The organism is Zestomonas ipomoeae (assembly GCF_057128665.1).
Genome location: NZ_JBSKHQ010000003.1, coordinates 170,183 through 182,216, shown reverse-complemented (window position 1 = coordinate 182,216; position 12,034 = coordinate 170,183). Strand labels below are relative to the sequence as shown.

General features: G+C 64.4%; 11 protein-coding genes. All 11 read left to right on the top strand.

Features of this window, described 5'->3' with window-relative positions:
* Positions 1-33: 33 nt before the first annotated feature.
* Complete coding sequence (locus tag ACWKV7_RS06505) at positions 34-957, top strand: branched-chain amino acid transaminase (RefSeq protein ID WP_483856841.1); 924 nt, start codon at positions 34-36, stop codon at positions 955-957.
* A gap of 112 nt (positions 958-1,069) precedes the next feature.
* Positions 1,070-2,104, top strand: coding sequence for a lipopolysaccharide heptosyltransferase II (gene waaF, locus ACWKV7_RS06500; RefSeq protein ID WP_483856840.1), 1,035 nt, complete (start codon positions 1,070-1,072; stop codon positions 2,102-2,104).
* 1 nt (position 2,105) lies between these two features.
* Positions 2,106-3,125 (top strand): lipopolysaccharide heptosyltransferase I, encoded by a 1,020-nt coding sequence (gene waaC / locus ACWKV7_RS06495; protein ID WP_483856839.1) that lies wholly within the window; start codon positions 2,106-2,108, stop codon positions 3,123-3,125.
* Positions 3,125-4,243: a glycosyltransferase family 4 protein gene (locus ACWKV7_RS06490; RefSeq protein WP_483856838.1), complete on the top strand. Its 1,119-nt coding sequence runs from the start codon at positions 3,125-3,127 to the stop codon at positions 4,241-4,243. Before waaC ends, ACWKV7_RS06490 begins: the two co-directional genes overlap by 1 nt.
* A complete protein-coding gene (rfaP, locus tag ACWKV7_RS06485) occupies positions 4,243-5,049 on the top strand; it encodes a lipopolysaccharide core heptose(I) kinase RfaP (protein WP_483856837.1) in 807 nt (268 codons plus the stop codon). Before ACWKV7_RS06490 ends, rfaP begins: the two co-directional genes overlap by 1 nt.
* Positions 5,039-6,070, top strand: a complete 1,032-nt coding sequence (locus tag ACWKV7_RS06480; protein ID WP_483856836.1) for a glycosyltransferase family 9 protein — start codon at positions 5,039-5,041, stop codon at positions 6,068-6,070. The genes rfaP and ACWKV7_RS06480 overlap by 11 nt, the downstream gene beginning before the upstream one ends.
* Positions 6,070-6,804 (top strand): lipopolysaccharide kinase InaA family protein, encoded by a 735-nt coding sequence (locus tag ACWKV7_RS06475; RefSeq protein ID WP_483856835.1) that lies wholly within the window; start codon positions 6,070-6,072, stop codon positions 6,802-6,804. The genes ACWKV7_RS06480 and ACWKV7_RS06475 overlap by 1 nt, the downstream gene beginning before the upstream one ends.
* Complete coding sequence (locus ACWKV7_RS06470; protein ID WP_483856834.1) at positions 6,801-7,547, top strand: lipopolysaccharide kinase InaA family protein; 747 nt, start codon at positions 6,801-6,803, stop codon at positions 7,545-7,547. Before ACWKV7_RS06475 ends, ACWKV7_RS06470 begins: the two co-directional genes overlap by 4 nt.
* Positions 7,544-9,001, top strand: coding sequence for a lipopolysaccharide kinase InaA family protein (locus ACWKV7_RS06465; RefSeq protein WP_483856833.1), 1,458 nt, complete (start codon positions 7,544-7,546; stop codon positions 8,999-9,001). The genes ACWKV7_RS06470 and ACWKV7_RS06465 overlap by 4 nt, the downstream gene beginning before the upstream one ends.
* A 101-nt stretch (positions 9,002-9,102) precedes the next feature.
* A complete protein-coding gene (locus ACWKV7_RS06460) occupies positions 9,103-10,860 on the top strand; it encodes a carbamoyltransferase family protein (RefSeq protein ID WP_483856832.1) in 1,758 nt (585 codons plus the stop codon).
* Positions 10,844-11,974 (top strand): glycosyltransferase, encoded by a 1,131-nt coding sequence (locus ACWKV7_RS06455; RefSeq protein WP_483856831.1) that lies wholly within the window; start codon positions 10,844-10,846, stop codon positions 11,972-11,974. Before ACWKV7_RS06460 ends, ACWKV7_RS06455 begins: the two co-directional genes overlap by 17 nt.
* Positions 11,975-12,034 lie beyond the last annotated feature (60 nt).

The window sequence follows — 12,034 nt, the reverse complement described above, 5'->3', positions numbered from 1 at the left end:
GGACGAACCGAATCTTTGAGGAGCGCATTACCTATGTCGATGGCCGATCGTGATGGTGTGATCTGGTATGACGGCGAGCTGGTGCCGTGGCGCAGCGCCACCACCCATGTGTTGACCCATACCCTGCATTACGGCATGGGCGTGTTCGAGGGCGTGCGTGCCTATGACACCCCGCAGGGCACGGCGATCTTCCGCCTGCAGGCGCATACCGACCGGCTGTTCGATTCCGCCCACATCATGGGCATGAAGATTCCCTTCAGCAAAGACGAGATCAACGAGGCGACCCGCGCCGCGGTGCGCGAGAACAACCTGGAAAGCGCCTACATCCGCCCGATGGTGTTCTACGGATCGGAAGCCATGGGCCTGCGCGCCAGCGGCCTGAAGGTACAGGTGATCGTCGCTGCCTGGAGCTGGGGCGCCTACATGGGCGACGAAGCCCTGCAGAACGGCATCAAGGTGCGCACCAGCTCCTTCACCCGCCACCACGTGAACATCTCCATGACCCGCGCCAAGGCCAACGGTCACTACATCAACTCCATGCTTGCCCTGCAGGAAGCGCTCTCCGCCGGCGCCGACGAAGCGCTGCTGCTGGACCCGGAAGGCTACGTCGCCGAGGGCTCCGGGGAGAACGTGTTCATCGTCAAGGACGGTGTGGTCTATACCCCCGAGGTCACCGCCTGCCTCAACGGCATCACCCGCAACACCGTGCTGCGCCTGGCCGACGAGCTGGGCATCAAGCTGGTGGAGAAACGCATTACTCGTGACGAGGTGTACATCGCCGACGAAGCCTTCTTCACCGGCACCGCCGCCGAAGTCACGCCGATCCGCGAGGTCGACGGCCGCCAGATCGGCGCCGGCCGCCGTGGCCCGGTGACCGAGAAGCTGCAGAAAGCCTACTTCGACCTGGTGACCGGCAAGACCTCGGTGCATGCCGAGTGGCGCACCCTGGTCAAATAAACGAGCCGTAGGTTGGGTCGAGCGAAGCGAGGCCCAACATGGCGTCGATTCGCTCCATGCTCGTTGGGCTTCGTCGCTTTGCTTCTCAACCCAACCTACCGAATGTGCAGGCATGAAAATTCTGATCGTAGGCCCCAGTTGGGTGGGCGACATGGTGATGGCGCAGACGCTGTTCCAGTGTCTCAGGCAGCGCCACCCCGACTGCATCATCGACGTGCTGGCGCCCGAGTGGAGCCGGCCGATTCTCGAACGCATGCCCGAGGTGCGCCAGGCGCTGAGCTTTCCGCTCGGCCATGGCGTGCTCGACCTGGCTACCCGTCGCAAGATCGGGCAGTCCCTGCGCGGCCAGTATGACCAGGCGATCCTCCTGCCCAACTCGCTGAAGTCGGCGCTGGCGCCATTCTTCGCCGACATTCCCGTGCGCACCGGCTGGCGCGGCGAAATGCGCTTCGGCCTGCTCAACGACATTCGCAAGCTCGACAAGCAGCGCTACCCGCTGATGATCGAGCGCTTCATGGCGCTGGCCTTCGAGCCTGAGGCAAGCTTGCCCAAGCCCTATCCGCGCCCCGAGCTGCGCATCGATCCTGCGAGCCGCGAGGCGGTGCTGGACAGGTTCGGCTTGCAGCTGGACCGCCCGGTGCTGGCGCTTTGTCCCGGTGCCGAGTTCGGCGAGGCCAAGCGCTGGCCGGCCGAGCACTACGCCAGGGTCGCCGAGGCGAAGATTCGCGCCGGTTGGCAGGTCTGGCTGTTCGGCTCGAAGAACGATCATGGGGTGGGCGAGGATATTCGCTCGCGGCTGATTCCGGGCCTGCGCGAGGAATCGGTCAACCTGGCCGGGGAAACCTCGTTGGCCGAGGCCATCGACCTGCTGTCGTGTGCCGAGGCAGTGGTTTCCAACGATTCCGGGCTGATGCACGTGGCGGCGGCGCTGAATCGCCCGCTGGTGGCGGTCTACGGCTCCACCTCGCCCGAGTTCACCCCGCCGCTGGCCGAGCATGTCGAGATCGTGCGCCTGGGCCTTGAATGTAGCCCCTGTTTCGATCGCACCTGCCGCTTCGGCCACTACAATTGCCTGCGCGAGCTTGGCCCGCAAACGGTGCTGGATGCCCTCGGCCGCTTGGTTGGCGATCCGGTCGAGGTCGAATAGCTTGCGGGTTCTGCTGATCAAGACTTCCTCTCTGGGCGACGTCATCCACACTCTGCCGGCGTTGACCGACGCCGCGCGGGCGGTTCCCGGCATCCGCTTCGACTGGGTGGTGGAGGAGGGCTTCGCCGAGATTCCCGCCTGGCACCCGGCGGTATCCCAGGTGATCCCGGTGGCGATCCGCCGTTGGCGCAAGAATCTCTGGCAGACCTTGCGCAGCGGCGAATGGTCTCGCTTCAAACAGCGTCTGCGGGAAACCCGCTATGACCTGGTGATCGACGCCCAAGGGCTGCTGAAGAGCGCCTGGTTGACCCGCTACGCCCCGGCGCCGGTGGCCGGCCTGGATCGCGACTCAGCGCGCGAGCCGCTGGCCAGCCGGTTCTATGACCGGACCTTCACCGTGCCCCGCGACCTGCATGCGGTCGAGCGTACGCGCCGGTTGTTCGCCCTGGCCCTCGACTATGCGCTGCCGCCAGGTATGGGCGATTACGGCCTGGATCGCGCGCAACTGGCCGGCGCCCCCGCCACCCAACCCTACCTGCTGTTCCTGCATGGCACCACCTGGGCCAGCAAGCACTGGCCGGAAGCCGATTGGCGCGCGCTGGCCGAGCGCATGAGCGCGCTGGGCTGGGCGATTCGCCTGCCTTGGGGCAATCCGCAGGAGAAGGCGCGGGCCGAGCGCATCGCCGCCGGGCTCGACAATGCCGCCGTGCTGCCGAAGCTGAACCTCGCCGGGGTGGCCAAGGTGATCGCCGGGGCGCAGGCCTGTGTGGCGGTGGATACCGGGCTTGGCCATCTGGCCGCGGCGCTGGACGTGCCGAGCATCTCGCTCTATGGGCCGACCCTGCCGGGGCGCGTGGGGGCCTATGGCCAGGCCCAGATGCATCTCTGTGCCGAGGGGCCCAACGCCGGTAGCGGCGATCGGCATCGGCCCTGTTTCGACGGGCTGGATGCCGAGCGCGTCGGTACCGAACTCGAGGCGTTGCTGCTGACGCCGCCCAGCCTGTTGAAGGACCGCGTCTGATGCAACTGGCATTCATCCTCTATAAGTACTTTCCGTTCGGTGGCCTGCAGCGCGACTTCATGCGCATCGCCCTGGAGTGCCAGCGGCGCGGCCATTCTATCCGCGTCTACTGCATGATCTGGGAAGGCGACGTACCGGACGGCTTCGAAGTGCTGGTGGCGCCGGTCAAGGCGCTGTTCAATCACGTGCGCAACGAGAAATTCACCGCCTGGGTGCAGGCCGATCTCGCGGCACGCCCGGTGGACCGCGTCGTCGGCTTCAACAAGATGCCGGGGCTGGATGTCTACTACGCCGCCGATCCCTGCTTCGAGGATAAGGCGCAGACCCTGCGCAGCAGCCTGTATCGCCGCTGGGGGCGCTACAAGCACTTCGCCGACTACGAGCGCGCGGTGTTCGCTCCCGAGGCGCGCACCGAGATCCTGATGATCTCCGAGGTCCAGCAGCCGCTGTTCGTCAAGCACTACCACACCCCGCGCCAGCGCTTTCACCTGCTGCCGCCGGGCATCGCCCAGGACCGCCGCGCCCCGGCCAACGCCGCCGAGGTCCGCGCCGAGTTCCGCCAGGAGTTCGGGTTGCAGCAAGGCGAGCTGCTGCTGGTGCAGATCGGTTCGGGTTTCAAGACCAAGGGCCTGGACCGCAGCCTCAAGGCCCTGGCGGCGCTGCCCAAGGAGTTGAAGAAACGTACCCGGCTGATCGCCATCGGCCAGGACGACCCCAAGCCCTTCCTGCTGCAGACCAAGGCACTCGGTCTGTCCGACCAGGTACAGATTCTCAAGGGACGCAGCGATATTCCGCGCTTTCTGCTTGGCGCCGACCTGCTGATCCATCCGGCCTACAACGAGAATACCGGCACCGTGCTGCTCGAAGCCCTGGTGGCTGGCCTGCCGGTGCTGGTGAGCGACGTCTGCGGCTACGCCCACTACATCGCCGACGCCGATGCCGGGCGCGTGGTACCCAGCCCCTTCGAGCAGGGCAAGCTGAACCGCCTGCTCGCCGACATGCTGGCCGACGACCGTCAGCGCGCGTTCTGGCATCGCAACGGCCTGGCCTATGCCGACAGCGCCGATCTCTACAGCATGCCGCAGCGCGCGGCCGACGTGATCCTGGCGGCGCATTGATGAAGCTTTCGCTGAGCGAGCCGTTCAACAGCCTGTGGGCCGGGCGCGATCCCTTCGTGGAAGTCGAGAAGCTGCAAGGCGAGGTCTTTCGCGAACTGGAAGGTCGCCGCACGCTGCGTACCGAGGTGCAGGGGCGGGGCTACTTCGTCAAGATCCACCGCGGCATCGGCTGGGGCGAGATCTTCAAGAACCTGCTCAGCGCCAAGCTGCCGGTGCTCGGCGCTGGCCAGGAATGGCAGGCCATCGAACGCCTGCACCAGGCCGGCGTGCCGACCATGACCGCTGTGGCCTATGGCGAGCGCGGCGACAATCCGGCCGCGCAGCATTCCTTCGTCATTACCGAGGAGCTGGCGCCGACCGTCAGCCTGGAGGACTTCAGCCTCGACTGGCCGCGCAATGCACCGCCGCCGGCCTTGAAGCGCGCGCTGATCGCCGAAGTGGCGCGCATGACCGGCACCATGCACCGTGCCGGGGTGAACCACCGCGACTGCTATATCTGCCATTTCCTGCTGCATACCGACCGGCCGGTGACGGCAGGCGACTTCCGCCTGTCGCTGATCGACCTGCACCGCGCCCAGACCCGCGCCCGCACGCCGCGCCGCTGGCGCGACAAGGACCTGGCCGCGCTGTATTTTTCCGCGCTGGACATCGGCCTCACCCGCCGCGACAAGCTGCGCTTCCTGCGCGGCTACTTCCAGCGCCCGCTGCGGCAGATCCTGCGCGAGGAAGCGCGGCTGCTGGCCTGGCTCGAGCGCAAAGCGGAGAAGCTCTACGAACGCAAGCAGCGCTATGGGGATGCGCTCTGATGTGGTTGATTATCGGGAGAACCTGCTGATGGACTGGAACGGAGTCAGGGTCGCCATTTTGCCCTGTACCGCGCTTGGTGATGTCACCATCTACTTGAGGTTGGCGTGGATATTCCATCAGGCTGGAGCACGGGTGCGGTTTATCGTCAGTACCTTGTATCCCGCCCGGGGTTATTTCGACTGGCTGCAGGTGGAGCCCAGCGATTCCGTCGACTTGCTTGAACTGTCGGACGGCAATGATCTGGTAATCAGCTATATAAATTGGCTGCTAGACGGGTCTCAGGACCAAGCCTCCAGAATCTTACAGCGTGAGAATCTCGCGTTCGTCACAGCGAAGAAGTTGCCGCGCCACCTTGGTCTCGATGGGCGGCGAGTGAGCGTGTGCGGATACGAGATGCCCGGTGCGAGCCGGCCTCTTTGCCTGAAGTCCCGGGCCGGCTTGAGCATGGTGCAGTGGGTCGACCAGTACGCCGAGACCGTATACAACCTAAAAGCCGAGTCACCGTTGCCCATGCCGCAGGGTTTGCCTCGAAGTTCGGTTGAAGCTGCTGCGCGCATCGCCATCTTTCCGACGACGCCGCAGGAGAAGAAGAACTATGCACCCCTCGGATTTCGTCTCTTGGCGAATCGGCTGCGATCGAAAGGGTGGCGCGTCGAGTTCGTCGGTATGCCTGCCGAACGGGACGTTCTGCAGGAGCAATACGCGCATTTCCCGGTGCATGCGTTTGCGGATATCAAGCAACTGATGGATTTCCTCTCAAGCTGTTCGGTCGTCATCAGCAATGATTCCGGTGGTGGACACCTCGCTTCTTTGATGGGCCTGCGAACCTTTACGATAACCCGCAAGAACGATCAGTTCGTTTGGCGGCCTGGCTTCAACGACCTCAATCAGGTGCTGGCCCCGCTCTTCACCTTCAAGTTACTCGGGCGTTATGTGTGGCGCCCGTTTGTGCCGGTTTGGAGAATCCTTTCGGCTGTCGGGAATGCTTCAGAGATCATCGCCGGGGAGCCTGAGCGCTGATGGCGGGTTGGAATCTGGATGCCGCCTATTCAGGTTTGGCGGATGAGTTCGGTAGTCTGGCGGCAGTGTTTGCGCTGCAAGGTGAGCGCTTAACCACGGACCCCCTCTCTGAGGTCATCCGCATCGAGCGGGCGGGTGTGCGTTACTACGTCAAACGCTACTGGGGTGCCGGCAAGGGCTTGCGCCGATATCTTGGCCGGCCGCGGGTCAAGGCTGAGTGGCAAAACCTGAGAAAGTTCGCTAAGTGGGGCATTCCCACGGCCCCTATCGTCGCCTGGGGTTTGGAGCGCAAAGCTGGTGCGTTCATGCGTGGCGCGTTGATCACCCGCGAGCTTCCGGAAACGTTGGATATGGCGCATATCGCCGCCCAGCGAGATACGCGCTTGGCGGATCCTTGCTGGGTCGATGGGATCAGTCGCCAGTTGGCCCGCGCCACCCGCATCTTGCACGATCATCATTTCGCTCATAACGACCTGAAGTGGCGCAACCTGCTGGTCAACCGTGAAGGCGAGCTTTTCCTGATTGATTGCCCCACCGGCTCCTTCTGGTGGGGGCCTTTTCTGCGCTACCGCATTGTCAAAGACTTGGCATGCCTGGATAAGGTGGCTAAGCACCACCTGAGTCGCAGTCAGCGGCTGCGTTTCTACCTGCAATACCGTAGGCGCCAGCGTTTATCCCTGGGTGACAAGCAGCGCATTCGGCAGGTTGTAAATTTCTTCGAGGGACGCGAGTGAACGATTTTATCGCTTCCGAGGACCGGGGCCTGTTGGAGCTTCATGGGCTGGCGAGTTTCGATGCGCTGTGGGGTCTAAAGCTTGAGGCGGTCGACGAGCCGAATACCGAGCGCGGCGGTTGGAGCAGTGTCTACCGACTGGACCTGGGCGAGGCAGCCTACTACCTCAAGCGGCAGAGCAACCATCTGACCCATACCCTGAGCCACCCACTGGGCGAGCCGACGTTCGCCCGCGAGTTCCGCAACATCCGGCGCTATCAGCAGTTCGGCATTCCGGCGTTGCGCGCAGCTTTTTTTGCCCAGCGGAGGGTTGGTAGTGAACAAAGAGCGATCCTGCTGACCGAGGCGTTGGACCTCTGGCAAGGGCTCGATAGGTGGTTGCAGGGCTGGGCGACTCTGAGTGCTGCGCAGCGCAGTGGCATTTTGCGTGCATGCGGTGGATTGGCGCAGCGGCTGCACCGGGCAGGCCAGATGCATGGCTGTTTCTATCCAAATCATATTTTCCTGCGTGAGTGCGGCGAAACCTTCGAGGCTTGTTTGATCGATCTGGAAAAGACCCGGCCCATGCTTTTTGCAAGGCGTGATCGAATCAAGGATCTTGAGCCATTGCTGCGTCGTGCCAAGGCATGGGGCGAGGCTGAGGTGCGGGAGTTGCTGTCCGCTTATTTGGAGCCCGGAGCGGATATCGAGGCTTGGTGTGAGCGTCTGACCCAGCGCCGGCGCAACAAGGAGGCCCGGCGATGAAACTGCACGAGTTGGAGCAGGCCGGCCGCACGCTGGCGTTGCCACTGTCGATCGATCTGGCCGATGCCGCCGGCCCGGCGACCTTGCATCTGCAAAGCCTGCTACGGGTGCTGCCCGGCCAGCGCTATGTCGGTGTCGGTGACTGGCGCGGGCGGCGGGTGCTGGCCAAGTTGCTGGTCGGCGGCAGGGCATCGCGGCATTTCCAGCGCGAACGCGCCGGGGCGAAGCTGCTCGCCGAACAGGGCCTGGAGACGCCGCTATTGCTGGCCGACGGCCTGGTGGAGGGCGAGGGCGGCTGGTTGTTGTTCGATTATCTTGACGCCGCGCAGAGCCTGGATGACGCCTGGCGTGACGTCGAGCCGCAGTCGCTGCTGTCCGAGGCGCAGCGGGCGGTGCTCGGCGAAGCCCTGGCGGCCATCGCCGGCCTGCACGCCAAGGGACTCTGGCAAGAGGACCTGCATCTGGACAATCTGCTGCGCCACCAGGGCCGCCTATACCTGATCGATGGCGGTGGCGTGCGTGCGGAAGCCCCGGGCCGGCCGCTGTCCCGCGAACGGGTGCTGGAGAACCTCGGGGTATTCTTCGCTCAACTGCCGGCGAGCCTGGAGCCCTTCACCGAAGAGCTGCTGGTGCATTACCTGCTGGCCAACGGCGAGCATGCCCTGCCGCTGGAGGCGTTGCTGAAGGAGGCACAGCGGGTGCGCGGCTGGCGTCTGCGCGACTACCTGAAGAAGGTCGCCCGCGACTGCAGCCTGTTCAGCGCCAAGGTCGGTGCCTTCGGCCTGCACGTGGTCCGGCGCGACGGCGAAGCTGCCTTGCAGCCATTGCTGGAGAACGTCGATGCGTTCGTCGAGCGCGGCCATGTCTTCAAGACCGGCGGCGCGGCTACGGTGGCTCGCGTGGAGCTGTCGGGCCGGCCGCTGCTGGTCAAGCGCTACAACATCAAGAACCTGGCCCATTGGCTGAAGCGCTGCTGGCGGCCCAGCCGCGCCTGGCATAGCTGGGTCGAAGGCAATCGGCTGGATTTCCTCGGCATCGCCACCCCACGCCCGCTGGCGGTGATCGAGCGCCGCTGGCTGTGGCTGCGGGGCCGCGCCTGGTTTATTACCGAATATTGTGCCGGGCAAGATATAATCGCGCGTTTTCAGCTGTACGTCGGCGCGCCGGAGCACGGCGCCACGCCGCCGGAAGACGAGCTGGCGGCGCTGGACCGGCTGTTTGCAGCCTTGCTGCGCGAGCGGATCAGCCATGGTGACCTCAAGGGGCACAACCTGCTCTGGGACGAGCGCGGCCACTGGTCGCTGATCGATCTCGACGCCATGCGCCAGCATCGCCGCGATAGCAGCTTTGCTCGTGCCTATGCGAGAGACCGCGCGCGCTTCATGCGCAACTGGCCGGCAGACTCGGCGCTGTACCGCTTGCTGGATGAACGAATACCCAAGACCAGCGCATGACGCTGGCAGTACAAGCCCCAGGTGGGCGATGTAAATAACGATCGCTGTCGCTTCGAGCCCTGGGCTTCGAACTTCAAGCTGCTTTCAAGAGGCAAAAACCAGTGGCACTGACGATTCTCGGCCTTTCCGGCGCCCTCAGTCATGATCCTTCCGCCGCCCTGTACATCGACGGCAAGTTGATCGCGGCCGCCGAAGAAGAGCGCTTCGTGCGCGACAAGCACGCCAAGAACCGCATGCCCTACGAGTCCGCCAAGTTCTGCCTGGAGCAGGCCGGCATCAAACCCTCCGACGTCGACGTGGTGGCCATTCCCTTCGCCCCCATCAGCCTGTTCGGCGAGGCCCGCTGGCACTACGCCAAGCGCTACTGGTACGCGCCGGATCGTGCGCTCGATGCCATCCTGATGGGCAACCGCCGCTACAAGCGCTACCGCAAGAAGATCGTCTGGTGCCTGGAGCAGCTGGGCTTCGACGCCAAGAAAATCAAGATCGAACCGGTCGAGCATCACCTGGCCCACGCCTCCAGCGCCTACCATTGCTCGGGCTTCAAGGAGAAGACCGCGATCCTCGGCATCGACGGCAAGGGCGAGTACGCCACCACCTTCTTCGGCTACGGCGAGAACGGCCAGATCCACAAGATCAAGGAATTCTACGACCCGGACTCGCTCGGCGGCCTGTACGGCGCGATCACCGAGTTCCTCGGCTTCGAGATGCTCGACGGCGAGTTCAAGGTCATGGGCATGGCGCCCTACGGCGACGCCGCCAAGTACGACTTCTCGCGCCTGGCCAAGTTCGAGAACGGCGAGCTGATCATCAACACCGACTACGCCAACGTCATCGGCTTCCGTCGCTACAAGGAAAACGGCAAGGGCTACTACTTCTCGCCCAAGCTGATCGAGTGGCTGGGGCCGAAGCGCCAGGGCGACATCGCTGACGACCCGTATATCCACTACGCCGCCAGTATGCAGGCACTGTTCGAGAAACTGGCGCTGGAGATGATGGAGTACTACCTCGGCGACATCCTCAAGGAAACCGGCAAGATCGCCTTCGCTGGCGGCTGCGCGCTGAACGTCAAGCTGAACCAGAAGATTATCGCCCGCGACGACGTCAAGGAGCTGTTCGTGCAGCCGGCTTCCGGGGACGCCGGCACTGCGGTCGGCGCCGCCGCCTATGTCTCGCACCAGCGTGGCGTGCCGGTGGAGAAGATGGAGCACGTCTACCTGGGCCCGCGCTATTCCAACGAAGACGTCATCGCTGCCTGCGCCCGGCACCCGAGCAAGCCGGTGTTCAAGCAGATCGACAACGTCGAGAAGCGCATCGCCAAGATCATGGTCGATGGCAACCCGGTGGCCTGGTTCCAGGGCCGCATGGAATTCGGTCCGCGCGCCCTGGGTGGCCGCTCCATCATCGGCTGCCCGAGCATTCCGGGTGTGGCCGATCGCATCAACGAACAGATCAAGTTCCGCGAGCGCTGGCGGCCGTTCTGCCCGTCGATGCTCGATACCGTGGCGCCGCAGATGCTCAAGGTCGACCACCCGAGCCCGTTCATGACCTTCACCTTCGAAGTCACCGACGAGTGGAAGACCCGCGTCAGCGAGGTGGTGCACGAGGACGGCACCTCCCGCGCCCAGGTGCTCGAGCGTGAGTACAATCCGCGCTGGTACGACCTGATGAAGGAACTGGAAAACCTCACCGGTAACGGCGTATCGCTGAACACCTCGCTGAACCGCCGCGGCGAGCCGATGATCTGCTCCCCCACTGACGCGCTGAACATGTTCTACGGCTCGGACCTGCAGTACCTGATCATGGAAGACATCCTGGTCGTCAAAGACGGTGTGGACTGGTATGACTCGGTCGGCTGAGCCCCGCGTCCTGCAGTTCTGCCACGGCTACGACGGGCCGTTTCTCGACTGCGCGCGGCAGTACGCTAGCCTGTTCGCCGGCACGTCGTACAAGGTTACTACCGTGTTCCTGATCGGCGCGCCGGACCCGGAAGTCGCCGCCGGCTGCGCCTCCGACGAAGTGCTGTTTCTCGACTACAGCTCGAAGGACGTGCGCGGTCTCAAGCTGGCGGCGATTCGCGATCTGCGCGAGATCGCCCGCTCGCGGGACTTCCGCTTCTGCATCGCCCACCGCTTCAAACCCCTTTACATCGCCTGCCTGGCGACCAGCCTGCCGGTGATCGGCGTGCATCATGCCTTCGGCGACTACCGGCGCCTGACCCGCAAGCTGTTTGCTCGGCTTTTCCGCAAACGCCTGAGCTTGCTCGGGGTTTCCGATGCGGTGCGCGACGACATGCGCGCCTGCTTGCCGGAGTGGCCGCAGGAGCGCATCGAGACGCTCTACAATCGCATCGATGTCGGTGCCCTGCGCGCCAAGCAATACGGCCGCTACGAGGCGCGCCGCGAACTGGGCCTGCCGGCGGATGCCTGGATCGTCGGCAATGTCGGCCGTCTGCATCCGGACAAGGACCAGGCGACCCTGTTGCGTGGTTTCGCCGCCGCCCTGCCGCGCCTGCCGGAAGACAGTCTGCTGGCTATCCTCGGCAGCGGTCGGCTGGAAGACGACCTCAAGGACCTCGCCCGCGAACTGGGTATCGCCAAGCAGGTGTTGTTCCTCGGGCAGGTCCGCGAGGCGCGCAACTTTTTCCGCGCCTTCGATGTATTCGCCCTGGCCTCCGACCACGAACCGTTCGGCATGGTCCTGCTGGAAGCCATGGCCGCCGGCGTACCGCTGATCGCCACCGCCTGCGGCGGCGCACGGGAAGTGGTTGAAGGCGTCGGCATCCTCTTCCCGCTGGGCGACGAAGCCGCCCTGGCGGAGGGGCTTGGCCACCTCAGCGTGTTGGACGAAGGGCAGCGCAAGGCCTGTGCGGCTGCGATGGAAGCGCGCTTGAGCGAGCGTTTCACCGACCAGGCGGTGAGTCGGCGATTCTGGAAGTTGTCGGCGGTGACTTCCGTTCAGGGGGCTCGCTGACCGATAACTCGCCATGGGCAGTTACCCGTGGAAATTAATCCAGAGGTTTAGAGAGGCGAG